At 69.6% G+C, this 24,887-nt stretch carries 20 protein-coding genes; 5 read left to right on the plus strand and 15 right to left on the minus strand.

Annotated elements, in window-relative coordinates; all coding sequences use genetic code 11:
- Nucleotides 1-10: 10 nt before the first annotated feature.
- The 3 genes from ACZ7L4_RS13955 to ACZ7L4_RS13965 all read right to left on the minus strand — a co-directional run bounded on the left by ACZ7L4_RS13955 (nucleotide 11) and on the right by ACZ7L4_RS13965 (nucleotide 2,589).
- Nucleotides 11-1,105 (minus strand): amidohydrolase family protein, encoded by a 1,095-nt coding sequence (locus ACZ7L4_RS13955; protein WP_472102283.1) that lies wholly within the window; start codon nucleotides 1,103-1,105, stop codon nucleotides 11-13.
- Nucleotides 1,106-1,209: 104 nt separating this feature from the next.
- Nucleotides 1,210-1,545, minus strand: coding sequence for a hypothetical protein (locus ACZ7L4_RS13960; RefSeq protein ID WP_472102285.1), 336 nt, complete (start codon nucleotides 1,543-1,545; stop codon nucleotides 1,210-1,212).
- 93 nt (nucleotides 1,546-1,638) lie between these two features.
- Nucleotides 1,639-2,589, minus strand: coding sequence for a heme o synthase (locus ACZ7L4_RS13965; RefSeq protein WP_472103990.1), 951 nt, complete (start codon nucleotides 2,587-2,589; stop codon nucleotides 1,639-1,641).
- Nucleotides 2,590-2,981: 392 nt separating this feature from the next.
- Between ACZ7L4_RS13965 and tkt the strand changes: the two genes are divergently transcribed.
- The 5 genes from tkt to pgl are packed head-to-tail and all read left to right on the plus strand — an operon-like array spanning nucleotide 2,982 to nucleotide 9,623.
- Nucleotides 2,982-5,069, plus strand: coding sequence for a transketolase (tkt, locus tag ACZ7L4_RS13970; RefSeq protein WP_472102287.1), 2,088 nt, complete (start codon nucleotides 2,982-2,984; stop codon nucleotides 5,067-5,069).
- 32 nt (nucleotides 5,070-5,101) lie between these two features.
- The gene (gene tal, locus ACZ7L4_RS13975) at nucleotides 5,102-6,220 is read left to right on the plus strand and encodes a transaldolase (RefSeq protein ID WP_450816400.1); all 1,119 of its coding nucleotides are present in this window, start codon (nucleotides 5,102-5,104) and stop codon (nucleotides 6,218-6,220) included.
- Nucleotides 6,221-6,224: 4 nt separating this feature from the next.
- On the plus strand, nucleotides 6,225-7,760 hold the full coding sequence (zwf, locus tag ACZ7L4_RS13980) for a glucose-6-phosphate dehydrogenase (RefSeq protein WP_472102289.1): 1,536 nt from the start codon (nucleotides 6,225-6,227) through the stop codon (nucleotides 7,758-7,760).
- The gene (opcA, locus tag ACZ7L4_RS13985) at nucleotides 7,757-8,833 is read left to right on the plus strand and encodes a glucose-6-phosphate dehydrogenase assembly protein OpcA (protein ID WP_472102291.1); all 1,077 of its coding nucleotides are present in this window, start codon (nucleotides 7,757-7,759) and stop codon (nucleotides 8,831-8,833) included. The genes zwf and opcA overlap by 4 nt, the downstream gene beginning before the upstream one ends.
- A gap of 10 nt (nucleotides 8,834-8,843) precedes the next feature.
- Nucleotides 8,844-9,623, plus strand: a complete 780-nt coding sequence (gene pgl, locus ACZ7L4_RS13990) for a 6-phosphogluconolactonase (protein ID WP_450816394.1) — start codon at nucleotides 8,844-8,846, stop codon at nucleotides 9,621-9,623.
- Between the two features lie 49 nt (nucleotides 9,624-9,672).
- On the opposite strand, the gene ACZ7L4_RS13995 is transcribed toward pgl, so the two are convergent.
- The 12 genes from ACZ7L4_RS13995 to uvrC form a co-directional block, all read right to left on the minus strand.
- On the minus strand, nucleotides 9,673-10,155 hold the full coding sequence (locus ACZ7L4_RS13995; RefSeq protein ID WP_472102293.1) for a DUF2087 domain-containing protein: 483 nt from the start codon (nucleotides 10,153-10,155) through the stop codon (nucleotides 9,673-9,675).
- 71 nt (nucleotides 10,156-10,226) lie between these two features.
- Nucleotides 10,227-11,882: a glucose-6-phosphate isomerase gene (gene pgi, locus ACZ7L4_RS14000; protein ID WP_472102295.1), complete on the minus strand. Its 1,656-nt coding sequence runs from the start codon at nucleotides 11,880-11,882 to the stop codon at nucleotides 10,227-10,229.
- A 157-nt stretch (nucleotides 11,883-12,039) separates the two neighbouring features.
- Nucleotides 12,040-12,375: an RNA polymerase-binding protein RbpA gene (locus ACZ7L4_RS14005; RefSeq protein ID WP_003976875.1), complete on the minus strand. Its 336-nt coding sequence runs from the start codon at nucleotides 12,373-12,375 to the stop codon at nucleotides 12,040-12,042.
- 230 nt (nucleotides 12,376-12,605) lie between these two features.
- Nucleotides 12,606-12,836 carry a preprotein translocase subunit SecG gene (secG, locus tag ACZ7L4_RS14010; RefSeq protein WP_306322637.1) on the minus strand — a complete coding sequence of 77 codons (231 nt, stop codon included), beginning with the start codon at nucleotides 12,834-12,836 and terminating at the stop codon, nucleotides 12,606-12,608.
- A 132-nt stretch (nucleotides 12,837-12,968) separates the two neighbouring features.
- Nucleotides 12,969-13,724, minus strand: coding sequence for a triose-phosphate isomerase (gene tpiA, locus ACZ7L4_RS14015; RefSeq protein WP_472103992.1), 756 nt, complete (start codon nucleotides 13,722-13,724; stop codon nucleotides 12,969-12,971).
- Nucleotides 13,725-13,763: 39 nt separating this feature from the next.
- A complete protein-coding gene (locus ACZ7L4_RS14020; protein ID WP_472102296.1) occupies nucleotides 13,764-14,975 on the minus strand; it encodes a phosphoglycerate kinase in 1,212 nt (403 codons plus the stop codon).
- Nucleotides 14,976-15,128: 153 nt separating this feature from the next.
- Entirely contained in the window at nucleotides 15,129-16,139 is a 1,011-nt protein-coding gene (gene gap / locus ACZ7L4_RS14025; RefSeq protein ID WP_385766174.1) for a type I glyceraldehyde-3-phosphate dehydrogenase, read from the minus strand.
- Nucleotides 16,140-16,332: 193 nt separating this feature from the next.
- Complete coding sequence (locus ACZ7L4_RS14030; protein WP_472102298.1) at nucleotides 16,333-19,293, minus strand: M14 family metallopeptidase; 2,961 nt, start codon at nucleotides 19,291-19,293, stop codon at nucleotides 16,333-16,335.
- Nucleotides 19,294-19,477: 184 nt separating this feature from the next.
- Nucleotides 19,478-20,503, minus strand: a complete 1,026-nt coding sequence (gene whiA / locus ACZ7L4_RS14035; protein ID WP_472102300.1) for a DNA-binding protein WhiA — start codon at nucleotides 20,501-20,503, stop codon at nucleotides 19,478-19,480.
- On the minus strand, nucleotides 20,494-21,531 hold the full coding sequence (locus ACZ7L4_RS14040) for a gluconeogenesis factor YvcK family protein (RefSeq protein WP_450816381.1): 1,038 nt from the start codon (nucleotides 21,529-21,531) through the stop codon (nucleotides 20,494-20,496). Before ACZ7L4_RS14040 ends, whiA begins: the two co-directional genes overlap by 10 nt.
- Nucleotides 21,528-22,622, minus strand: a complete 1,095-nt coding sequence (gene rapZ, locus ACZ7L4_RS14045; protein ID WP_472102302.1) for an RNase adapter RapZ — start codon at nucleotides 22,620-22,622, stop codon at nucleotides 21,528-21,530. Before rapZ ends, ACZ7L4_RS14040 begins: the two co-directional genes overlap by 4 nt.
- Complete coding sequence (gene uvrC / locus ACZ7L4_RS14050) at nucleotides 22,619-24,715, minus strand: excinuclease ABC subunit UvrC (protein WP_472102304.1); 2,097 nt, start codon at nucleotides 24,713-24,715, stop codon at nucleotides 22,619-22,621. Before uvrC ends, rapZ begins: the two co-directional genes overlap by 4 nt.
- Nucleotides 24,716-24,887 lie beyond the last annotated feature (172 nt).

Genomic DNA, 24,887 nt, shown 5'->3' on the forward strand with positions numbered 1-24,887 from the left:
ACGTACGGGCTCAGCCGACGCCGAGCCCGTACACCCGCCGCGCCGTCCCCGACGCGATCATCTGGGCCACCCGCTGCGCGTCGCTCAGCGACCACGCCCCGTCGGCGACCCACTCCCCGAGCACCCGCCCGAGCGCCTGCCGGAAAAGCCGCGCCCCCACCACGTGCAGCTCCGGCAGCCCCTGCGCGCCGGTCGAGAACAGCAGCTTCCCGAACGGCGCCAGCTCCAGGAACTCCGCGAGCAGCCCCGCCGCCCGCGCCCCCGTGCGGGCGAGCGCCGGGCCCAGGTCCGCGTAGACGTGCGGAAAGACGCCCGCCAGATGCGCCGCGTGCCGGTGGTACGGGTAGCCGTGCAGCAGCACCACGTCCGTGCCGAGCCCCGCCGTGGCGCGCGCGAACTCGGCGAGCACCGCCGGATCCGTGTGGTCGAGGTGTCCCCAGCGCAGTTGCAGCGGACGCCCCGAGGCGACCGCGATCCACAGCAGGTGGCGGAGGAGCACCGGGTCCGTGAGGGCGCCGCCGACCTGCCGCCCCGCCAGCCAGCGCGCCGCCGCGCCGCGCACCTCGCCGGGTCCTGGCGGCTGCGGGTCGAGCGCGAGCCCGTGGCGCACGCCGGCGACCGAGGTGAAGGCGACCGCGCCTGAGGCCGCGGCGTGCACCGATTCGGCGAGGTTCGCGAGGAAGGACTCGACGGTCCCGGAGGTGTCCGCGACCTGCTCCGCGAGGAGTTCGAGGCGGATGATCTCGTGGGCCTCGCTGCGGGCGGCCGAAGCCATCTCCGCGGGCCCGGTCAGATCGTCCCGCTGTCCCGTGTCCACGAGATACGTGGTGATGCCGCTGCCCCGAAGCAGCCTGCGGCCCGCCTCGACCACGCCCAGTTCGCGGCGCCTCGCCAGATAGCGGGCGGGCAGGCAGTGGGGCTCGAGACCGAGCAGCGGCGGGCACCAGCGGCGCACCGCGAACCCGGTCTGGGTGTCGAAGAAGGTGGTGCCGGGGGCGGGCGGTCCCTCGCCCCGGCCGAGATGGGCCTCGAAGGTGCCGAGGCCCAGCTCCGTACGCAGCACCCCGTGGCAGTACTGATCCACGAGGGACGGCGTCTCGATCATCCGGGCTCCCCGTCTGTGGACCGTGTTCCTACAGTCCTAACGGGTGAACAAGCGTCTGGTGTTGCTCGAATTCGGCGGCCGGACCCGGCCGCCGGGTTCCGCGTTCAGCCGCCGAGCTGGATGCCCGCCATCCGCTTCCATTCGTACGGGCCCGTCTCGACCTTGGCCGCGAAGTCGCCGTCGAAGTCCTCGTGGACGGTGACGCCGGCCTTCTCGACGGCCTTCTGCGCGATCTCGTACGTGCGGGCCACCACGTCGCCCCAGCCACCGTCCTCGCCGACGAGTACGATCCGCGTGCCGTGCTCGCCGATGTACGCGAGCTGCCCCTCGGCGCCGCCGTGCGCCTTGGCGAACATGCCGATCTCCTTGGCCAGCTTGGCCGCGCGACGCTCGTCCTTGGCCGCCCCGCGGGGCGCCTCAACCGCTTGAGTCTCTGCCATGGACAGGATGCTACCGACGAGTAGCCAAACAAGCGACAAGTGGGGTACGTGGCCTGGGCCACGTACCCCACAAGGAAAGAGCAAAGAGAACGATCAGCGCAAGAAGGGGTCCACCGCGATCGCCACGAACACCAGCGACACATAGGTGATCGACCAGTGGAACAGCCGCATCTCCTTGAGCTTCGCGCCCGTGACCTCGGCCTTGGCGCGGCTCTGCAGACCGTGCGCCTCCCACAGCCAGAAGCCGCCGGCGAGCAGCGCGACCGCCGTGTAGAACCAGCCCGTGTAGCCGAGCGGCTGGAGCAGCAGCGAGACCGCCACCATCACCCAGCTGTACGCGACGATCTGCTTGGCCACGACCTTGTTGGAGGCGAGGACCGGAAGCATCGGCACGCCCGCGCGCGCGTAGTCGTCCTTCACCTTCATGGAGAGCGGCCAGTAGTGCGGCGGCGTCCAGAAGAACATGACCCCGAAGAGGATGATCGGCGCCCACGACATGGAGTTCGTGACCGACGACCAGCCGATGAGGACGGGCAGGCAGCCGGCGATGCCGCCCCACACGATGTTCTGCGCCGTGCGCCGCTTCAGGATCATCGTGTAGACGACCACGTAGAAGAGCAGCGCGCCCAGCGAAAGCCAGGCCGACAGCCAGTTCACCGCGAAGCCGAACAGCAGCGTCGAGATCACCGCGAGGGAGATGCCGAAGACCAGGCACTCGGTCGGGCTGACCATGCCGGTGACCAGCGGACGCTGCGACGTGCGCTCCATGAGCGCGTCGATGTCGCGGTCGTACCACATGTTCAGGGCGTTGGCCCCGCCCGCCGACAGGTAGCCGCCGAGGCAGGTGACGAGCACGAGCCAGAGGTCGGGCACGCCTTGTTCGGCGAGGAACATCACCGGAACGGTGGTGATGAGAAGCAGCTCGATGATTCGCGGCTTGGTCAGCGCCACGAACGCCTTGATCCTGGCCCCGAACGGCCGCTGGCCCCGACTATTGCTCGTCAGCGCTCCCGCTGGACGGGATTCGACGGCCGTCACGCACACCCCTGACAGAGACTCCAGCGAGCCCCCGTTGCGGACCACTTGATGTGAAGTCCCGGTAAAGGCTCGCGCGTACCACGCCACTCTAGACGTTGCCCATACCCAGCCCTTCGTGGGGGTGGGTCGTGTTGGCCCGCATGCCGTAACGCCCCTTCGCACCCCTCTCGCGGAGGCCGTCCGGATGAGCAATTCCGGCCACGGATGAGCCCCCATCTGAGCGGCTGCGTATTCACGTGTCGAATGTGCGTGGATCCGCGTCAGGAGGCGGATCCGACAGAGTCCCGGCAGTCTGGAATGAGTCGAAAAAAAGCACGTTCCAGCGAGGGTAGGCTCGACAACGGCTGGTGACAGACGTCACCGGCAATGAGACATGTGGAGAGGAGCCCTGACTCAGGGTGAGCACCAAGCCGACCACCACAGACTTCGAGTGGACCGATGTGGACCAGCGGGCCGTTGACACCGCTCGCGTCCTGGCCGCCGACGCCGTACAGAAGGTCGGCAACGGCCATCCCGGTACGGCGATGAGCCTGGCCCCGGCCGCGTACACCCTCTTCCAGAAGGTGATGCGGCACGACCCGGCGGACGCCGACTGGGTCGGGCGGGACCGTTTCGTCCTGTCCGCGGGGCACTCGTCCCTGACCCTCTACATCCAGCTCTACCTGGCCGGCTTCGGCCTGGAGCTGGCGGACCTCGAGGCGTTCCGCACCTGGGGCTCCAAGACGCCGGGCCACCCGGAGTACGGGCACACCACCGGCGTGGAGACGACCACGGGCCCGCTGGGCCAGGGCGTCGCCAACGCGGTGGGCATGGCCATGGCCGCCCGCTACGAGCGCGGCCTGTTCGACCCCGAGGCCGCCCCCGGGGAGAGCCCGTTCGACCACTACGTCTTCGCCATCGCCGGCGACGGCTGCCTGCAGGAGGGCATCTCCGCGGAGGCCTCCTCCATGGCGGGCCACCAGCAGCTCGGCAACCTGGTCCTGCTGTGGGACGACAACCACATCTCGATCGAGGGCGACACCGAGACCGCGGTCTCCGAGGACACCTGCAAGCGCTACGAGGCCTACGGCTGGCACGTCCAGCGCGTGGAGCCGAAGGCGGACGGCGACCTGGACCCCGAGGCGATCTTCAACGCCATCGAGGCCGCCAAGGCCGTCACCGACAAGCCGTCCTTCATCGCGCTGCGCTCGATCATCGCCTGGCCCGCCCCGAACGCGCAGAACACCGAGGCCGCGCACGGCTCGGCGCTCGGCGACGACGAGGTGGCCGCCACCAAGCGCGTCCTCGGCTTCGACCCGGAGAAGTCCTTCGACGTCTCCGACGAGGTCATCAACCACACGCGCGGCGCCCTGGAGCGCGGCGCGCAGGCCAAGGCCGAGTGGGACAAGCAGCTCGCCGAGTGGCGCGCCGCCAACCCGGAGCGCGCCGCCGAGTTCGACCGCATCAACGCGGGCGAGCTGCCGGCCGGCTGGGAGGAGAAGCTCCCCGTCTTCGAGACCGGCAAGGGCGTCGCCACCCGTGCCGCGTCCGGCAAGGTCCTCCAGGCGCTCGGCGGTGTGATCCCCGAGCTGTGGGGCGGCTCCGCCGACCTCGCGGGCTCGAACAACACGACGATCGACAAGACGTCGTCGTTCCTGCCCAAGGGCAACCCGCTGCCGGAGGCCGACCCGTACGGCCGCACGATCCACTTCGGCATCCGCGAGCACTCCATGGCCGCGGAGATGAACGGCATCGCGCTGCACGGCCACACGCGCATCTACGGCGGCACCTTCCTGGTGTTCTCCGACTACATGCGCAACGCGGTGCGCCTGTCCGCGCTGATGTCGCTGCCCGTCACGTACGTGTGGACGCACGACTCCATCGGTCTCGGTGAGGACGGCCCGACGCACCAGCCGGTCGAGCACCTCGCCTCGCTGCGCGCGATCCCCGGCCTCAACGTCGTCCGCCCCGCGGACGCCAACGAGACGGCCATCGCCTGGCGCGAGATCCTGCGGCGCGGCAAGAAGGAGTACGGCGTCTCGCACCCGCACGGCCTGTCGCTGACCCGCCAGGGCGTGCCGACGTACGACGCCAACGAGGACACCGCCAAGGGCGGCTACGTCCTGGCCGAGGCCTCCAAGGCGACGCCGGACCTGATCCTGATCGCCACCGGCTCCGAGGTGCACCTGGCCGTCGAGGCCCGTGAGCAGCTGGAGTCCGAGGGCATCGCCACCCGCGTCGTATCGATGCCGTGCGTCGAGTGGTTCGAGGACCAGGACCAGGGGTACCGGGACAGCGTCCTGCCGCCGTCGGTCAAGGCGCGCGTCGCGGTGGAGGCCGGGATCGGTCTCACCTGGCACCGCTTCGTCGGGGACGCCGGGCGCATCGTTTCGCTGGAGCACTTCGGCGCGTCCGCCGACGGCAAGGTCCTCTTCAAGGAGTTCGGCTTCACTGCCGAGAACGTGGCCGCCAAGGCGAAGGAATCCCTCGCCGCGGCGCAGCGCTGACGCCAGTACACGACTTAGGAGATGCAATTTCCATGACAGACGCACTCAAGCGCCTCTCCGAGGAAGGCGTCGCGATCTGGCTGGACGACCTGTCGCGCAAGCGGATCACGTCCGGCAACCTCGCCGAGCTGATCGACGAGCAGCACGTCGTGGGCGTCACGACCAACCCTTCGATCTTCCAGAAGGCGATCTCGCAGGGCGACGGCTACGACCAGCAGCTCGCTGACCTCGCCGCCCGCAAGGTCACCGTCGAAGAGGCCATCCGCATGATCACGACGGCGGACGTCCGTGACGCCGCCGACATCCTGCGCCCGGTCTTCGACGCGACGGGCGGCCAGGACGGCCGCGTGTCGATCGAGGTCGACCCGCGCCTGGCGCACAACACCAAGGCGACGGTCGCCGAGGCCCGGCAGCTGGCCTGGCTGGTGGACCGCCCGAACACGCTGATCAAGATCCCGGCGACCAAGGCGGGCCTGCCCGCGATCACCGAGACGATCGGCAACGGCATCAGCGTCAACGTCACGCTGATCTTCTCCCTCGAGCGCTACCGCGAGGTCATGGACGCCTACCTCGCGGGCCTGGAGAAGGCCAAGGCCAAGGGCCTCGACCTGTCGACGATCCACTCGGTCGCCTCGTTCTTCGTGTCCCGCGTGGACGCCGAGATCGACAAGCGGATCGACGCGCTCGGCACGGACGACGCCAAGGCGGCGCGCGGCAAGGCCGCCCTCGCCAACGCGCGGCTCGCGTACGAGGCGTACGAGCAGGTGTTCGGCAGCGACCGCTGGGCCGCGCTCGACAAGGCGCAGGCCAACAAGCAGCGCCCGCTGTGGGCCTCGACGGGCGTCAAGGACAAGGCGTACAAGGACACCCTGTACGTCGACGACCTGGTCGCTCCCGGCACGGTGAACACCATGCCGGAGGCCACGCTCGAGGCGACCGCGGACCACGGCGAGATCAGCGGCAACACGATCGCGGGCACGTACGACCAGTCCCGCAAGGAGATCGAGGCCGTCGAGAAGCTGGGGATCTCGTACGACGAGGTCGTGCAGCTCCTGGAGGACGAGGGCGTCGAGAAGTTCGAGGCGTCCTGGAACGACCTGCTGAAGTCGACCGAGGCGGAGCTCAAGCGCCTCGCCCCCTCGGAGGGCTGATCCCTTGACCGCACACGGAGCGAACAGCAATCCGCTCCGTGACGCCGCCGACCGACGGCTCCCGCGCATCGCGGGGCCGTCGGGTCTGGTGATCTTCGGCGTCACGGGCGATTTGTCCCGTAAAAAGCTGATGCCTGCCGTTTACGACCTCGCCAACCGGGGTCTGCTCCCGCCCGGCTTCTCGCTCATCGGGTTCGCCCGCCGCGAGTGGCAGGACGAGGACTTCGCGCAGGAGGTGCACGACGCGGTCAAGCAGCACGCGCGCACGCCGTTCCGCGAGGAGGTCTGGCAGCAGCTCATCCAGGGGATGCGCTTCGTCCAGGGCAACTTCGACGACGACGACGCGTTCGAGCAGCTCAAGGCGACCATCAACGACCTGGACAAGTCGCAGGGCACGGGCGGCAACTTCGCGTTCTACCTCTCCGTACCCCCCAAGTTCTTCCCGCAGGTCGTGCAGCAGCTCAAGAAGCACGGCCTGGCGGACGGCACGGAGGGCTCCTGGCGGCGCGCCGTCATCGAGAAGCCCTTCGGCCACGATCTCGCCTCCGCCAAGGAGCTCAACGCGATCGTGCACGAGGTGTTCGACCCGGACCAGGTGTTCCGGATCGACCACTACCTCGGCAAGGAGACCGTCCAGAACATCCTGGCGCTGCGCTTCGCCAACCAGATGTTCGAGCCGATCTGGAACCGGTCCTACGTCGACCACATCCAGATCACGATGGCCGAGGACATCGGCATCGGCGGCCGCGCCGGCTACTACGACGGCATCGGCGCCGCGCGCGACGTGATCCAGAACCACCTCCTCCAGCTGATGGCGCTGACCGCGATGGAGGAGCCCGCCTCCTTCGACGCGGACGCGCTCGTCGCGGAGAAGGCCAAGGTGCTCGGCGCGGTGAAGCTGCCGAAGGACATCGGCAAGGACACGGTGTTCGCGCAGTACGCGGCCGGGTGGCAGGGCGGCGAGAAGGCCGTCGGCTACCTCCAGGAAGACGGCATCGACCCCAAGTCGAAGACCGACACCTACGCGGCCGTGAAGCTGGAGGTGGACAACCGCCGCTGGGCGGGCGTGCCCTTCTATCTGCGCACCGGCAAGCGGCTCGGCCGCCGCGTCACCGAGATCGCCGTCGTCTTCCAGCGCGCCCCGCACTCCCCCTTCGACCACACGGCGACGGAGGAGCTGGGGCAGAACGCGATCGTGATCCGCGTCCAGCCGGACGAGGGCATCACGGTCCGCTTCGGCTCCAAGGTGCCGGGCACGTCGATGGAGATCCGGGACGTCTCGATGGACTTCGCGTACGGCGAGTCCTTCACGGAGTCGAGCCCCGAGGCGTACGAGCGGCTGATCCTGGACGTCCTGCTGGGCGACGCCAACCTCTTCCCGCGCACGGAGGAGGTCGAGCTGTCCTGGAACATCCTCGACCCGATCGAGCAGTACTGGGACAAGCACGGCAAGCCCGCGCAGTACCCGTCCGGCACGTGGGGGCCCGCCGAGGCGGACGAAATGCTCGCACGAGACGGACGGAGCTGGCGCCGGCCATGAAGATCGATCTCACGGACACCACCTCCAGCAAGATCAACAAGGCGCTCGTCAAGGGCCGCCGCGCCATCGGCACCCCTGCCGTCGGCATGGTGCTGACCCTCGTCATCGTCACCGACGAGGAGAACGCCTACGACGCCCTGAAGGCCGCCAACGAGGCCTCGCGCGAGCACCCCTCGCGCACCCTCGTGGTCATCAAGCGCGTCTCGCGCTCGCCCCGCGACCGCACCAAGTCCCGGCTCGACGCCGAGGTCCGGGTGGGCGCCGAGGCGGGCACCGGCGAGACCGTCGTCCTGCGCCTGTACGGCGAGGTCGTCAACCACGCCCAGTCGGTCGTGCTCCCGCTGCTGCTCCCGGACGCCCCCACGGTCGTCTGGTGGCCCGTGGACGCCCCGCTGGACCCCGCGAACGACCCGCTCGGCGCCCTGGCCCAGCGTCGCGTCACGGACACGTACGCGGCCGAGCAGCCGGTTCACGAACTGGAGGCGAGGGCCGAGTCCTACGCTCCCGGCGACACCGATCTGTCCTGGACCCGGATCACGCCGTGGCGCTCCATGCTGGCCGCCGCGCTCGACCAGGTGACCTGCGACGTCACCTCGGTCGAGGTCGAGGGCGAGGAGTTCAACCCGAGCTGCGAGCTGCTCGCGATGTGGCTCGCGGACCGGCTCGACGTCCCGGTGCGGCGCAATCTGTCGGCGGGCCCCGGCCTGACCGGCGTACGCATGGAGTCCACCTGCGGCCCGATCGTCCTCGACCGGGCCGACGGCACGCTCGCCACGCTCTCCATCCAGGGCCAGCCGGACCGCGCGGTCGCGCTCAAGCGCCGCGAGACGTCCGAGCTGATCGCGGAGGAGCTGCGCCGGCTCGACCCGGACGACACCTACGCGGCCGCGCTGCGGTTCGGCGTGGACCGTCTTGGCGAGCCCGAGGACCAGAAGACGGTGCCGGACTCGGTGTCGTCGGCCGCCTCGGCCGCACCCACGGCGGCGCCCGCCCAGAAGGCGGCCGCGAAGAAGGCACCGGCCAAGAAGGCCCCTGCCAAAAAGGCTCCGGCCAAGAAGGCAACGACGAAGTGAGCGCAGACAAGTGAGTGCAGCACCCCAACTCGTCGTCCACCGCGACAAGGAGCTGATGGCGCAGGCGGCCGCGGCCCGGCTGATCACCAAGATCGTCGACGCCCAGTCCGCCCGCGGCTCCGCCTCCGTCGTCCTGACGGGCGGCCGCAACGGCAACGGCCTGCTGGCCGCCCTGCACGCGGCACCCGCCCGGGACGCCATCGACTGGGGCCGCCTCGACCTCTGGTGGGGCGACGAGCGCTTCCTGCCGGACGGCGACCCCGAGCGCAACTACACGCAGGCGAAGGAGGCCCTGCTCGACGCGGTGCCGCTTGACCCCGCGCGCGTGCACCCCATGCCCGCGTCGGACGGTCCCTTCGAGGCGGACGCCGCGGCCGAGGCGTACGCGGCCGAACTCGCGAACGCCGCGGGGCCCGAGGACCACGGCCCGGTGCCGACCTTCGACGTCCTGATGCTCGGCGTCGGCCCGGACACGCACGTCGCGTCGCTCTTCCCCGAGCTTCCGGCGGTCCGCGAGACGGAGCGCACGGTCGTCGGCGTGCACGGCGCCCCCAAGCCCCCGCCCACCCGCACCACGCTCACGCTCCCGGCGATCCGGGCCGCGCGCGAGGTGTGGCTGCTCGCCGCGGGCGAGGACAAGGCGAAGGCCGCGGCGATCGCGCTGTCCGGCGCGGGCGAGATCCAGGCCCCGGCCGCGGGCGCGTACGGGCGCTCGCGCACGCTGTGGCTGCTCGACGCGGCCGCGGCCTCGCAGCTCCCGCCGGAGCTGTACCCGCCGGCCATCGCGTAACGACGCCCTACGTAGTCACCTGGGCCCCGCTTCTTGAAGAAGTGGGGCCCTACGCGTGCTGCGGCACCCGGTAGTCCGAGCCGTCCTTCTCGCGTACGAGCAGGCCGTCGATGACGCAGTAGCGGCGCAGCGCGGCCGTGTCGTCGTGGACCGTGCGCAGCGCCTCGTTGACCTCGCGCTCGCTGTACGTGCGCTCGGCGTCGAAGAGGGTGCCCGTGAGGTGCACGAGGAGGTCGTGGCGGACGGTCGGGCGCACCGGTATGGCGGTGAGGCGGCCCCGGGAGAAGAACCCGGTGAGGTGGCGCGGGACCCCCGGAGCGGGCTCGGCGGCCCGGTGGTGGCGGAAGATCTCCGACCCGGCCCGCAACGAGCCGTCGTCGAGGCGCTGGACGAGTCCCGCCGCGATCAGCTTGCCGAGGTGCTTGCGGGCCAGTGGGGAGTCGGCCTCACGGGGCGGCAGGTCGTCGAGGACGATGCGCGCGTAGAGCCTGAGTCGATCGGGGTCGGCGAGCGCCGACATGAGCTGGTCCACAGGTGCCTCCCGGCAGGGTCACGGACGGGCAGTCTCACCCGCCGGAAGGACTTTGCGCACCCCAATAACGCTTAACGTCCCCGCAGCTCGCGGTACTTCGCGACCAGCGCCTTCGTCGACTCGTCGAGGCCCGGGACGTCCGTGCCCTCGGTGAGAGCCGGCTCCACGCGCTTGGCGAGGACCTTGCCGAGTTCGACGCCCCACTGGTCGAAGGAGTCGATGTTCCAGACGGCGCCCTGCACGAACACCTTGTGCTCGTAGAGGGCGACCAACTGGCCGAGCACGGACGGCGTGAGGTTCTTCGCGAGGATCGTGGTCGTCGGGTGGTTGCCCTTGAACGTCTTGTGCGGCACCAGCTCCTCCGGCACCCCCTCGGCGCGCACCTCGTCGGGCGTCTTGCCGAAGGCCAGCGCCTGGGTCTGCGCGAAGAAGTTGGCCATCAGGAGGTCGTGCTGGGCGACGAGCCCGGGCAGCAGATCGGCGACGGGCTCGGCGAAGCCGATGAAGTCCGCCGGGATCAACTTCGTTCCCTGGTGGATGAGTTGGTAGTAGGCGTGCTGCCCGTTCGTGCCCGGCGTGCCCCACACCACGGGGCCGGTCTGCCAGCGGACCTCCTCGCCATTGCGCTGCACGTACTTCCCGTTGGACTCCATGTCGAGCTGCTGGAGGTACGCGGTGAACTTGGAGAGGTAGTGCGAGTACGGCAGCACTGCGTGCGACTGGGCGTCGTGGAAGTTGCCGTACCAGATGCCCAACAGGCCCATCAGCAACGGCACGTTGGACTCGGCGGGCGCCGTGCGGAAGTGCTCGTCGACGAGGTGGAACCCGTCGAGCATCTCGCGGAACGCGTCGGGCCCGATCGCGATCATCAGCGACAGACCGATCGCGGAGTCGTACGAATAACGTCCGCCGACCCAGTCCCAGAACTCGAACATGTTGTCCGTGTCGATGCCGAACTCCGACACCTTCTCGGCGTTCGTCGACAGCGCCACGAAGTGCTTGGCCACGGCTTCCTGACCGGCCCTCAGCTCGGTGAGCAGCCAGTTGCGCGCGGACGTCGCGTTGGTGATCGTCTCGATGGTGGTGAAGGTCTTCGACGCGATGACGAACAGCGTCTCGGCCGGGTCCAGGTCCCGGACGGCCTCGTGCAGGTCCGCCCCGTCGACGTTCGACACGAAGCGGACGGTCAGCTCGCGGTCGGTGAAGGAGCGCAGCACCTCGTAGGCCATCGCAGGGCCGAGGTCGGAGCCGCCGATGCCGATGTTGACGACGTTCCTGATCCGCTTGCCGGTGTGTCCGGTCCACTCCCCCGACCTGACCCGGTCGGCGAACGCGGCCATCTTGTCGAGCACGGCGTGCACGCCCGGCACCACGTTCTCACCGTCGACCTCGATCACGGCGTCGCGCGGCGCGCGCAGCGCGGTGTGCAGGACGGCCCGGTCCTCGGTCGTATTGATCCTGTCGCCGCGGAACATGGCGTCGCGCAGGCCGAACACATCGGTCGCGGCGGCCAGCTCGCGCAGCAGCCGCAGCGTCTCCTCCGTGACGAGGTGCTTCGAGTGGTCGACGTGCAGGTCGCCGACCCGCAGCGCCCAGCCGGCCCCACGCGCGGGATCGGCCTCGAACAAATCCCGCAGCCGCACATCGCCCAGCTGCTGCCGGTGCTTGACGAGCGCCTGCCATTCGGGCGTCTGGGTGAGTGCTGCCTGCTTGTCGGACGCGTTCATCTCGAACTTCAGCCTTCCCTCGTACCTGGGTACGCACGGTGCCCCGCTGCTCCCGTCCAACCTAATTGATCAGGGTGAATCGGGCCTTTCCGCGGCCACACGAAAGGGGTACGAGAAAGGGCCGGGCACCTTCTCAGGTGCCCGGCCCTTTCATGGGTCAGATCTCGCCCCGCAGTTTCGCGAGCGCCTCGGCGAGGATCGCCTCGCCGTCCGCGTCGCTGCGCCGCTCCCGGACGTATGCCAGATGCGTCTTGTACGGCTCCGTACGCGGCGGGTCCGGCGGGTTGTCCCGGTCCTGCCCGGCAGGGAAGCCGCAGCGCGGACAGTCCCAGGTCTCCGGCACCTGCGCGTCGGAGGCGAAGCTCGGCTGCGTCTCGTGCCCGTTCGAGCACCAGAAGGAGATGCGCAGGCGCGGCGCGGACTCGCCGCGCTCGGCCTCGCCCATCGGCCCCGCCCCGACCCGACTTCCTCGGATCGCGTTGCCACTTGCCACGGTCGTAACTCCCTGCGTGATGGTGCCGCGAAGCGTGTCGGCGTATCAGCTTCGCCGCGGAGCGCCTCAGTCTACGTAAGGCCCAACGCGCGTCCAGTGCTTGGAGTTACATCGCTCCCCAGACGCAAGCCCCATGATAGGCCGCGTTGTTGAGCGCGTACCGAACATGGGGCTTTACGTGGGAGATATGCGGTTGTGGCGGGCCGGCCCCAGGGGCCGGGGCCCGAAAGTCAGTTGTTGATCTTCATCAGAATGCCGAGCACCACGATGCACGCGAACCACAGGAGACCGACCACGATCGTGATCCGGTCGAGGTTCCGCTCGGCGACCGAGGAGCCGCCGACGGAGGACTGCATGCCGCCACCGAACATGTCGGAGAGGCCGCCACCCTTTCCCTTGTGCATCAGCACAAGGAGCATCAGCAGCAGGCTGAAGACGATCAGGGCGATCGAGAACCCCATAACCACGGCTGGACCAACTTCCTCGGACTTATATGTCGGACTTTGCTTGGACGACGGGGCCGAAGCCCGGTAAAGAGCCTCGGCCCCGCAAGGGTACGACGTATGACGCCTAGCGCCTACTCGCTGCCCGTGTCACTGCTCGTGGAAGCGAACGATCTTGACGAACTCGTCCGCGTCCAGCGAGGCGCCGCCGATCAGCGCGCCGTCGATGTCGGGCTTCGCCATGATCTCCGCGACGTTCCCGGACTTCACCGAGCCGCCGTACTGGATCCGGATCTTGTCGGCGACGTCCTGCGAGTACAGCTCGGCGAGCTTGCCGCGGATGGCCGCGCAGACCTCCTGCGCGTCGTCGGCGCCGCACACCTTGCCGGTGCCGATGGCCCACACGGGCTCGTACGCGATGACGATGGTCTCGGCCTGCTCGGCGGGCAGGTCCTTGAGGCCGCCCTCGACCTGGGCGAGCGTGTGGGAGACGTGGTTGCCCGCCTCGCGGACGTCCAGCTCCTCACCGACGCACAGGATCGGCGTGAGGCCGTGCTTGTACGCGGCCTTCACCTTGCCGTTGACGATCTCGTCGGTCTCGTCGTGGTACTGGCGGCGCTCCGAGTGGCCGATCGCCACGAAGGTGCACTTCAGCTTGGCGAGCATCGGGCCCGAGATCTCACCGGTGTACGCGCCGGAGTCGTGCGCCGACACGTCCTGGGCACCGTACTTGATCTTCAGCTTGTCGCCGTCGACCAGCGTCTGCACGGAGCGCAGGTCGGTGAACGGCGGCAGGACGGCGACCTCGACGGCGTCGTAGTCCTTGTCCGCGAGAGCGAAAGCGAGCTTCTGGACGTGCGCGATGGCCTCGAGGTGGTTGAGGTTCATCTTCCAGTTGCCCGCCATCAGCGGCGTGCGGCCCTGTACGGGAGCAGTCATGCGGGGTCAGTCCTCCAGTGCGGCGAGACCGGGCAGCGTCTTGCCCTCGAGGTACTCGAGGGAGGCGCCACCGCCGGTCGAGATGTGGCCGAATGCCTTCTCGTCGAAGCCCAGGGTACGGACCGCGGCGGCGGAGTCTCCGCCGCCCACCACGGTGAAGCCGGGAGCGTCGATGAGGGCCTGGGCGACCGCCTTGGTGCCCTCGGCGTAGTCGGGGTGCTCGAAGACGCCCATCGGGCCGTTCCAGAACACGGTCTCGGCGTCGGCGAGCTTCGAGGCATACAGCTTGCGGGTCTCCGGGCCGATGTCCAGGCCCTCCTGGTCGGCCGGGATGGCGTCCGCGGCGACGGTCGAGGGGTTGGCCGGGGTCTTGCCCTTCAGGTCCGGGAACTCGGACGAGACCAGGACGTCGACCGGGAGCACGAGCTCCACGCCGTTCTTCTCGGCGCGCGCCATGTACTCCTTGACCGTCGGGATCTGGTCCTCCTGGAGGAGCGAGATGCCGACCTCGTAGCCCTTGGCCTTGAGGAAGGTGTACGCCATGCCGCCGCCGATGAGGAGACGGTCGGCCTTGCCGAGGAGCTGGTCGATGACGGCCAGCTTGTCGGAGACCTTGGCGCCGCCGAGCGCGACCACGTAGGGGCGCTTGACGTCGTCGGTGAGCTTCTTGAGGACGCCGACCTCGGTGGCGATGAGGAAGCCGGCGTAGTGCGGAAGGCGCTTCGGCAGGTCGTAGACGGAGGCGTGCTTGCGGTGCACGGCGCCGAAGCCGTCGCCCACGTAGACGTCGGCGAGGTTGGCGAGCTGCCCGGCGAAGTCGCCGCGCTCGGCGTCGTCCTTGCTGGTCTCGCCGGCGTTGAAGCGCAGGTTCTCGATGACGGCGACCTGGCCGGGCTCCAGGCCGTCCACGGCCTCGTTCGCGGCGGGGCCGACCGTGTCCTGGGCGAACGCCACCGGCTTGCCGAGCAGCTCGCCGAGGCGCTCCGCGGCGGGCAGCAGGGAGAACTGCGGGTCCGGGGCGCCCTTGGGACGGCCCAGGTGGGAGGCGACGATCACCTTGGCGCCGGCGCCGGCCAGGGCCTGCACGGTGGGCAGGACGGCGCGGATGCGGCCGTCGTCGGTGATGACGCCGTCGGCCAGCGGCACGTTGAGGTCGGCGCGGACGAACACCCGCTTCCCGTCGACCCCTTCGGCGAGAAGTTCCTCAATCGTCTTCATGGATGGGCTCCTTGAGAGGGCTGGTCGTACACGTTCTTGAAGGCTGAGCCGTGGCGGCTGACGCGCGAAGGGTCCGGACTGTCGCGCGGCATCGCGCGGGTCCGGACCCTTCGCTCACATCTGAGTGCCTTGCTGCTCCAGAACCTTAGAGGTTCAGAGCTGGCCGCCGACGAAGACCGTGAGGTCGACGAGACGGTTGGAGTAGCCCCACTCGTTGTCGTACCAGCCGAGGATCTTCACCGTCTTGCCCTCCTGGACCATGGTCAGGGAGGAGTCGAAGGTGCAGGAGGCCGGGTCGCTGACGATGTCCGAGGACACGATCGGGTCCTCGGTGTAGTACAGGATCCCCTTGAGGGCGCCGTCGTCGGCGGCCTTCTTGAACGCGGCGTTGACCTCGTCCTTGGTGACCTCGCGCTGCAGGTCGACGACCAGGTCGGTGGCGGAGCCGGTCGGGACCGGGACGCGCATCGCGATGCCGTCGAGCTTGCCCTTGAGCTGCGGCAGGACCAGGGCGGTGGCCTTGGCGGCGCCCGTCGTGGTCGGGATGATGTTCTCCGCGGCGGCACGCGCGCGGCGCAGGTCGCTGTGCGGGAAGTCCAGGATGCGCTGGTCGTTCGTGTACGCGTGGACCGTCGTCATGAGGCCCTTGACGATGCCGAAGTTCTCGTCGAGAACCTTCGCCATCGGCGCCACACAGTTGGTGGTGCAGGACGCGTTCGAGATGACGTGGTGGTTCGCCGGGTCGTACTGGTCCTGGTTGACGCCCATCACGATGGTGATGTCCTCGTCCTTGGCCGGAGCCGAGATGAGGACCTTCTTGGCGCCGCCCGCGATGTGCTTCTCGGCGTCGGCCTTCTTCGTGAAGATGCCGGTGGACTCGACCACGACGTCGACGCCCAGCTGGCCCCACGGGATGTCGGCGGGGTTGCGCTCGGACAGCACCTTGATGGTGTGGCCGTCGACCGTGATGGTGTCCTCGGTGTGCGACACGTCGGCCTTGAGGCGGCCCAGGATGGTGTCGTACTTCAGAAGGTGTGCGGTGGTCGCGGTGTCACCCAGGTCGTTGACAGCCACGATCTCGATGTCTGCACCCTGCTCAAGGAGGGCGCGGAAATAATTGCGACCGATGCGGCCAAAGCCGTTGATGCCTACGCGGATCGTCACGAACCGATCTCCTCGTTGGTACGCCGGAGTATCGACGCCGGCGAGATTTATTTGGGATGTCCCCGACCGCCTCCGACCCTACCTCCCATAAAGGCTTGGGGTGACATCGAGCGACTCTATGTAGGGCACAGCGGCCCGTACTCGTGAGTAACGTACGGGCCGCCGTGTATTTCGCGGGTAATTCAGACCCCGTTCAGTCGCTAATTGAGCGCAGGGCCTTTCGGATGAGCGCATTTCGATCGGCGGTCGCGGTGACATGTTCAAGGCCGAATCCGAGCAGCACCGTGTCCGGAGTGCTGATCGCCCCGTACGTCGTGAACAGGTCCTTGGCGAGCGCCCAGTCCTTCACTGCGGGCGGGCTGCCCGCGGGCGGCCCGGGCACCTTCCAGACGCCCAGCGACGTCTCGAAGTCCTCGGTCTGGGTGGCCTGTCCCCCGATGACGACGGAGGCGTTGTCGGCGCGCACGCCCTCGCCGCCGGTGCCGGGGTCGCTCACGTAGCTCAGCGACACCTCGACGGTCTTCCCGGCGTAGGCGCTCAGGTCGTACGAGACCGTCTTCCAGTCGTCCGAGGAGCCGGTGAGGCTGTTCCACTGGCCCGTGGTGCCGGTGTTGCCGCAGGCGGCGCCGTCCGGCGTCAGGTAGCGGGTGAGCGCCGGGTGGTCCTGGATGAAGAACCCGGCCTCGCACTCGGTGGGCACCTTGTTCGACGTGTAGCCGTCCCGGTCGGGCAGGGTCGTCCAGTCCTCCGCGCCGGTGGTGTGCGCCTCCAGGAGTACGTGGTCGTAGCCCGGCTCGGTGTCCCACAGGAGCTGCATCCGCAGCATGGGCTGCTGGGCCGCGGTGACCTGGGTGAGGTCGATCGTGCGGGTCAGACGCTTGTAGGCGTCGTCCGTGTGGACGGCGGCCGCCATGCCCGCGCCCTCGTACTGGCCCGCTCCCGCGCTGGTGAACTTTGGCAGCGTGGCGGAGGTCGCCTCGTACAGGCCCGCGCCGTTCAGCGGGTTGCCGGGGGCGTCGCCGAGCGTCGCGGCGATCCCGTCGAGGGCGCCTGAACCGTCGAAGCGGGTCGCCACGGGCGACGCCGTGCGCGAGTAGGCGCCCAGGTAGTACTGGCTGAAGTCGTTCGTCGTGGTGTCGCCGATGTCGACGGAGCCGCCCGCCTTCTCGCCGGCCTCGACGAGCTTGCCGCCCTCGTTCAGGTAGTCGCGGATCGCGAGCTGGGTGGCGAGGGTCGGCCGGTCCGCGCTCGTGTAGTGGACGACCGCCTTGAAGTGGCCGAGGACCGCGAGCGGGTCGGGAGCGCCCTGCTTCGCGACGTTCCAGACGACCGGGGAGCGGCCCGCCGCCTTCAGCGCGTCCACGTAGGCGCCCGTCTGCACGCCCGCGGCGTCGTTCTCCGCGACGACCAGGGTGTCTCCCTTGTCGCGTGCGGCGACGGTGTAGGTGAACGGCTCGCTACTTGTGCGCTTTCCGGATTTCGTCCGTCCCGTGAACCACACCTCTACCTTGTCGCCCACATCCGCGTCCTCGACCTTCGCCCGATAGGCGTCGAAGTGCAGATTGTCGTCGCCTCCGTAGGTCTCGCCGCCCTTCCAGGCGCGCAATTCCTCGTCGTGCGAACGGCCGCCATTGATGCGGTAGTTCAGCTCCTTGTCGCGTACCGACTTCCGCGCGGTCACGGAGACTTCCTGGTCCCCACCGCGCGCGTACGAAGTGGCGAACTTCGCCGGGGTGAAGTCGGGCGCCTCCATGCCGACCGAGGACGACGGCTGGTCCGGGTGCGAGGCCGTCTCGGCGACCGACATCGCGAAGGGGATGTTCTTCTCGAACTCGGCCTGGATGAGCTTCTCGTCGTCCGGGAACGTGAAGACCGATGCGCAGTCGCCCGGGTTCCAGGCGTCGTTGGGGTCCACGTTCGACGCCGTCTGGCAGGTGCTCATCTCGGGGGTGAACATCGAGACGCCGTTGACGTTGCCGGCGTGCCCGTCGGCCTCGCCGTTCGTCGTGTACAGCTCCGAGGAGACCTGCGGGTGGTAGCCGGGGATCGCGGACTTCTCCGGGGTGCCGGCGAGCGCCTTGTAGAGCACGTCGTCCGGGGTCGGCGTGGCGACCTGCCAGCCCACTCCGTAGAGCAGCAGTTCGGCGGCGGAGTGGTAGTTGATGGCGTAGTCGAAGCCGACGCGCTTCTCGAAGGCGTCGACGGCCTTGGTCTCCGGCTCGGAGTTCGGGCCCGCGCCGCGGTAGGTCTGGTTGGCGGGGTCGGGTGACGAACCCTCGTCGTCGTAGCCCCACTTGTAGGCGAAGTTGCGGTTGAGGTCGACGCCGTCGCCGGTGGTGTACTTGCCGTCGCCGTTGTTGTCGCGCATGTTCTTGCGCCACTGGCGGTTGGCCGCGTCCTTGAACGTCCAGTCGTAGCCGTCGGGGTTCGCGGAGAGGACGAACCACATCTCCGTGGAGTCGACGAGCTTCTTGACGCGCGCGTCCTTGGAGTAGTTGTCCACGTAGTGGTGCATCAGGCGGCGGGTCATCTCCGGGGTGATCCACTCGCGCGCGTGCTGGTTCGACATGTAGAGCACGGACGGCTTCGCGCCGTCCTTGGTCTTCTTGGCGTTCTTGCTGAGCTTGAGCGCGAGGATGTCCTGGCCCTGGAGCGTCTTGCCGATGGAGACGACCTTGGTGAGGTCGGGGTGCTCCTGGCCGGTGCGGAGGATCTCCTCCTGGAGGCCGCCCTTGCCGCTGTACGGGCGGAAGACGCCGTCCCCCGCCGCCTTCACGCGGGCCGCGGCCTTGGCGGTCAGCTTGTGCTCGGTGAGTTCGACGCCCTTCTTGCGCAGGCCGTCGGCCTGCTTGTCGGTGAGGTAGACCTCGACCTTCGCGGTGCCCTTCTCGGGCGCCTGGGCGCTGAGCTCGTGGGCGTCCTGGCCCGCCTTGAGGAGCAGGGGTATCTGCTCCTTCGACACCTCGGCGCGGAACACCTTGACGGCGTCCGCGCCTTGACTGCTCTTCGCCGGATCGTCGTCCGCGTGGGCGACGGGCGCCAGTGCGGCGCCTCCCACCCCCAGGACGAGCGCTCCGACAGCGAGGATCGATCTCGCCCGTCGCCCCGCTCCGTGCCCCGGCTGATCCGTTCTTCGTCCCACACTTCGTCGCATGAGCCCCCCTTGCAGATGTCTGCCACGGTTGTGGCGCGATGCCGCAGAAGCGAACAAGCGCCAGAATCGTGACCGTTCATGGTCAAGTCAAGGGGGCCTCAACTCCCGTGCGCGGACACGGAAAAGCCGGTGGCGGCGCCCGCGATCGGGCGCCGCCACCGGCTCGTCGAAGAGGTGCTTCGGGTCAGCCCGCCATGTTCTCCGCGAGGCTCTGCGCCATCTCCTCGGTCATCTCCTCCGCCATGTCCTCCGTGATGTTGGACTCCGTGCCGGGGATGCCGATGTCCTGGGCCCGCTTGTCCGCCATGGCCAGCAGGCGGCGGATCCGGCCCGCGACGGCGTCCTTGGTCAGCGGCGGGTCGGCGAGCGCGCCGAGCTCCTCCAGGGAGGCCTGCTTGTGCTCCATGCGCAGCCGGCCCGCCGCGGCGAGGTGCTCGGGCACGTCGTCCGCGAGGATCTCCAGGGCGCGCTGCACCCGGGCGCCGGCCGCGACCGCGGCGCGGGCCGAGCGGCGCAGGTTCGCGTCGTCGAAGTTCGCGAGGCGGTTCGCCGTGGCGCGCACCTCGCGGCGCATCCGCCGCTCCTCCCAGGCGAGCACCGACTCGTGTGCGCCCATCCGGGTGAGCAGCGCGCCGATCGCGTCGCCGTCGCGCACCACCACGCGGTCCACGCCGCGCACCTCACGGGCCTTGCCCGCGATCTGCAGCCTGCGGGCCGCGCCGACCAGCGCGAGGGCCGCCTCGGGGCCCGGGCACGTCACTTCCAGCGAGCTGGAGCGCCCCGGCTCGGTCAGCGAGCCGTGCGCCAGGAACGCGCCGCGCCAGGCCGCCTCCGCGTCACAGGTGGCCCCCGAGACCACCTGGGGCGGCAGGCCCCTGATCGGACGGCCGCGGCCGTCCACCAGGCCCGTCTGGCGGGCCAGCTGGTCGCCGCCCGCCACCACTCGTACAACGAACCGCGAGCCGCGGCGCAGCCCGCCGGGCGCCATCACGATCAGCTCCGAGCTGTGCCCGAAGATCTCGAGAATGTCCCGCTTGAGCCGCCGTGCGGCCATCGCGGTGTCCAGCTCCGCCTCGATCACGATGCGGCCGCTCACCAGGTGAAGGCCGCCCGCAAACCGCAGAATGGCCGAGACCTCGGCCTTCCTGCAGCAGGTCCGGGTGACGGGGAGCCGGGAGATCTCGTCCTTCACCGCTGCCGTCATCGCCATGGGCCGATCCTTCCATGCATCCGAAAAATACGGTCGTACGCGGCGGCCAACAGCTCCGGGTCGTGCCTCGGAGTCCCGTCGGGCCTGGCCACCGGCGCCAGCTCGACCGCGGCACCGAAACGCTCACGCGCGGTTTCGGTCAGGGACTCGCGATCGGGCACGGCGGCCTCGTCGGCCAGCACCACGTCCAGGGCGAGTTTAGGGGCGTGTCGTCCCAAAACTTCCAAATGACGCTGCGGGGAGAAGCCCTCAGTTTCTCCGGGTTGCGGAGCGAGGTTCAGTGAGAGGACCTTGCGGGCCTTCGTCTCGACCAGCGCGTCGAGCAGTTCCGGGACCAGCAGGTGCGGAATCACGGAGGAGAACCAGGAGCCCGGGCCGAGCACCACCCAGTCCGCGTCGAGCACCGCGGCGACCGCCTCGGGGACGGCCGGCGGGTCGTGCGGCACCACGTGCACGGACTGGACCTCGCCGCGGGTGAGCGCGACCGTGGCCTGTCCGCGCACCGTCTCGATGTCCTCCGGGCACTCCGGGTCGTGCCCCTTGACCTGCGCCTGGAGCTCCAGCGGGACGGCGGACATGGGCAGCACGCGGCCCTGTGCGCCGAGCAGCTTGCCGACCAGGTCGAGCGCCTGCACATGGTCGCCGAGCTGCTCCCACAGGGCGACGATCAGCAGATTGCCGACCGCGTGCTCGTGCAGCTCGCCCTTGGACTGGAAGCGGTGCTGGATGACGCGGGCCCAGGTCTGGCCCCAGTCGTCGTCCCCGCACAGCGCGGCGAGCGCCTTGCGCAGGTCGCCGGGCGGCAGCACGCCCAGCTCGTCCCGCAGACGGCCGCTGGAGCCCCCGTCGTCGGCGACCGTGACGACGGCGGTCAGATTGTTCGTGATGCGGCGCAGCGCGGCCAGGGACGCCGAAAGACCCATGCCGCCGCCGAGGGCGACGACCTTGGGCGTGGCTCCCTTGCCCGGCTTCACCGGTGAGGTTCTGCGGCGGATCCTGCTGGTGAGCCGCAGGGTGCGTCCCGTCATTCCCGTCCCATGTCGCGATGGACGACCACGGTCTCCACGCCCTGCGCGGCGAGGCGGGCGGCGAGCTTCTCCGACGTCGCGACGGAGCGGTGCTTGCCGCCCGTACAGCCGACGGCGATCGTCACGTAGCGCTTGCCCTCACGGCGGTAGCCGGCGGCGATCAGCTGGAGCAGCTCGGTGTAGCGGTCGAGGAACTCCTTGGCGCTGGGCTGCGAGAAGACGTAGTTCGACACCTCCTCGTTGAGCCCGGTGAAGGGGCGCAGTTCGGGGACCCAGTGCGGGTTCGGCAGGAAGCGCATGTCGACCACGAGGTCCGCGTCGACCGGCAGGCCGTACTTGAAGCCGAACGACATGACGGTGGCCCGCAGCTCGGGCTCCTCCTCGCCGGCGAACTGGGCGTCCATCTTGGCGCGCAGCTCGTGGACGTTCAGGCTGGAGGTGTCGATCACCAGGTCGGCGTCGCCACGCAGCTCGCGAAGGAGCTCGCGCTCGGCGGCGATGCCGTCGACGATGCGGCCGTCGCCCTGGAGGGGGTGCGGGCGGCGCACCGACTCGAAGCGGCGCACCAGGGCCTCGTCGGAGGACTCCAGGAAGACGATTCTCCTGGTGACGTGCTTGGCCTCCAGGTCCGCGAGGGACTGCCGGAGGTTGTCGAAGAAGCGCCGGCCACGGACGTCGACGACGACCGCGATGCGCGCGACGTTGCCCTGCGAGCGGGCGCCGAGCTCCACCATGGTGGGGATCAGCGCGGGCGGCAGGTTGTCGACGACGAACCAGCCGAGGTCCTCCAGGCACTTCGCCGCCGTGGAGCGGCCGGCGCCCGACATCCCGGAGATGATCACCAGCTCGGGGATGGCGGCGTCGGGGACGCCCGGCGCCTCGACGGACTTACCGGCTGCTCCGGTGTCCTGCTCCGTGCCGGTGCCGGTGCCCGTCTCCGTGCCCGCGCCCGGTTCCGTGCCTGGCCCTGTCCCTGATCCGGTGCCCGTGCTCACGTGTGCTCCGTGCTGTGGTTGCGGCTGCTGTTCCTGTGCTGCGGGGCCCTGTGGCGTGCCGCTGGTGTCGCTGCTCTCGTGGTCCTGCTCGCTCATGACTCCTGCCCCCGTCGTTCCTCCGGGGCGCCCGCGCTGACGGGTTCCCCGCCGGTCGGCACGTCCGTCGTACCGGCCGTTTCGTCTTCGTCTTCAATGATCTCTCCAGTGGCCGTGTTCACCGCCGGAGCCGCGGGCGCGGCCTGCGCGAAGGCCGCCACGATGGCCTCGGCCGTCTTGCGGCCTATGCCGGGCACCTCGCAGATCTGGTCGATGGTGGCGGCCCGCAGCCGCTTCACCGACCCGAAGTGCTTGAGCAGCGCCTGCTTGCGCGAGTCCCCGAGCCCCGGCACCTCGTCCAGCGGGCCCGCCCGGAAGCGCTTGGCCCGCTTGGAGCGCTGGTAGGTGATCGCGAAGCGGTGCGCCTCGTCGCGCACGCGCTGGAGCAGGTAGAGCCCTTCGCTGGTGCGGGGCAGGACCACCGGGTCCTCCTCGTCCGGCACCCAGACCTCTTCGAGGCGCTTGGCGAGGCCGCACACCGCGATGTCGTCGATGCCCAGCTCGTCCAGGGCCCGCTTGGCGGCGGCGACCTGCGGCTGCCCGCCGTCGACCACCACGAGCTGGGGCGGATAGGCGAACCTCTTGGGGCGGCCGTCATCCTCCGTGAGCCGCGACTCCTCGACGACCGTCCCGTCGGCCGCCTCGGCGCTGTCGGCGGACTCCGGCTCCTCGTCGGACCACTCACGCGACTTCTCCTGCGCGGAGAGGTACCGCTTGAAGCGGCGGGTGATGACCTCGTGCATGGACCGGACGTCGTCCTGGCCCTCGAAGCCCTTGATCTCGAAGCGCCGGTACTCGCTCTTGCGGGCGAGGCCGTCCTCGAACACGACCATGGAGGCCACGACGTCGTCGCCCTGGAGGTGCGAGATGTCGTAGCACTCGATGCGCAGCGGGGCGCTGTCCAGGTCGAGGGCCCCGGCGATCTCCTCCAGCGCGCGCGAGCGCGTGGTGAGGTCGGAGGCGCGCTTCGTCTTGTGCAGGACGAGCGCCTGCTGCGCGTTCCTGTGGACCGTCTCCATGAGCGCCTTCTTGTCGCCGCGCTGCGGGATGCGCAACGACACGTTCGACCCGCGGCGCTCGGTGAGCCAGGCCTGGACGGGCTCCAGGGGGTCGGGCAGCGCGGGGACGAGGACCTCCTTGGGGACGGCGTCCCCGGTCTCCTCGCCGTAGAGCTGCTGCAGCGCGTGCTCGACGAGGTCGCCGCTGGTGACCGCCTCGACCTTGTCGGTGACCCAGCCGCGCTGGCCGCGCACGCGTCCGCCGCGCACGTGGAAGATCTGGACGGCCGCCTCCAGCTCGTCCTCCGCGAGGGCGACCAGGTCGGCGTCGGTGGCGTCGGTGAGGACGACCGCACTCTTCTCCATGGCCTTCTTGAGCGCCTCGATGTCGTCGCGCAGGCGGGCCGCCCGCTCGTACTCCATCTCGTCGGCCGCCGCGGCCATGTCCTTCTCCAGACGCCGGATGTACGTCCCCGTACGCCCCGTCATGAAGTCGCAGAACTCCTCGGCCAGTTCGCGGTGCTCCTCCGGCGTGACGCGGCCCACGCAGGGCGCCGAGCACTTGCCGATGTAGCCGAGCAGGCACGGGCGGCCCGTGCGCTCCGCGTTCTTGAACACGCCCTTGGAGCACGTGCGCACCGGGAAGACGCGCAGGAGCAGGTCCACGGTGTCGCGGATCGCCCACGCGTGCCCGTACGGACCGAAGTAGCGCACGCCCTTCTTCTTCTGGCCGCGCATCACCTGGACCCGCGGGAAGTCCTCGTTCATCGTCACCGCGAGGTACGGATAGCTCTTGTCGTCGCGGTACTTGACGTTGAACCGGGGGTCGTACTCCTTGATCCAGGAGTACTCCAGCTGCAGCGCCTCGACCTCCGTGGACACCACCGTCCACTCCACGGACGCGGCCGTGGTGACCATCGTGCGCGTACGGGGGTGCAGGTTCGCCAGGTCCTGGAAGTAGTTCGCCAGACGCTGGCGCAGGCTCTTCGCCTTCCCGACGTAGATCACTCGGCGGTGCTCGTCGCGGAACCTGTACACCCCTGGGGAGTCGGGGATCTGTCCCGGCTTGGGGCGGTAGCTGGAGGGGTCGGCCATGTCAGACACCCTACTGGCGGTGTGTGACAGTTCGGGGTGCCCTGCGGTGGTGGCGCCGGGCTCCGGGCGGTACGCGGCCGGCCGCGCCGCCCGACGCCTGTGCGTGGTCGCGCGGTGGCGGTCGGTGTGGTGCGCATCGAGGCTTGTCGGGCGCAAGTCAACACGCTTCAAT

This window comes from Streptomyces sp. NPDC107575 (assembly GCF_055657265.1).

Coding starts and splice junctions, on each gene's coding strand:
- ACZ7L4_RS14040 (WP_450816381.1), bottom strand. CDS start 21,531: ATGACGGGACGCACCCTGCGGCTCACCAGCAGGATCCGCCGCAGAACC.
- pgi (WP_472102295.1), bottom strand. CDS start 11,882: ATGAACGCGTCCGACAAGCAGGCAGCACTCACCCAGACGCCCGAATGG.
- tal (WP_450816400.1), top strand. CDS start 5,102: ATGACAGACGCACTCAAGCGCCTCTCCGAGGAAGGCGTCGCGATCTGG.
- opcA (WP_472102291.1), top strand. CDS start 7,757: ATGAAGATCGATCTCACGGACACCACCTCCAGCAAGATCAACAAGGCG.
- ACZ7L4_RS13960 (WP_472102285.1), bottom strand. CDS start 1,545: ATGGCAGAGACTCAAGCGGTTGAGGCGCCCCGCGGGGCGGCCAAGGAC.
- rapZ (WP_472102302.1), bottom strand. CDS start 22,622: ATGAGCGAGCAGGACCACGAGAGCAGCGACACCAGCGGCACGCCACAG.
- whiA (WP_472102300.1), bottom strand. CDS start 20,503: ATGGCGATGACGGCAGCGGTGAAGGACGAGATCTCCCGGCTCCCCGTC.
- tpiA (WP_472103992.1), bottom strand. CDS start 13,724: ATGGCGGGCAACTGGAAGATGAACCTCAACCACCTCGAGGCCATCGCG.
- secG (WP_306322637.1), bottom strand. CDS start 12,836: ATGGGGTTCTCGATCGCCCTGATCGTCTTCAGCCTGCTGCTGATGCTC.
- ACZ7L4_RS13955 (WP_472102283.1), bottom strand. CDS start 1,105: ATGATCGAGACGCCGTCCCTCGTGGATCAGTACTGCCACGGGGTGCTG.
- uvrC (WP_472102304.1), bottom strand. CDS start 24,715: ATGGCCGACCCCTCCAGCTACCGCCCCAAGCCGGGACAGATCCCCGAC.
- ACZ7L4_RS14020 (WP_472102296.1), bottom strand. CDS start 14,975: ATGAAGACGATTGAGGAACTTCTCGCCGAAGGGGTCGACGGGAAGCGG.
- ACZ7L4_RS14030 (WP_472102298.1), bottom strand. CDS start 19,293: ATGCGACGAAGTGTGGGACGAAGAACGGATCAGCCGGGGCACGGAGCG.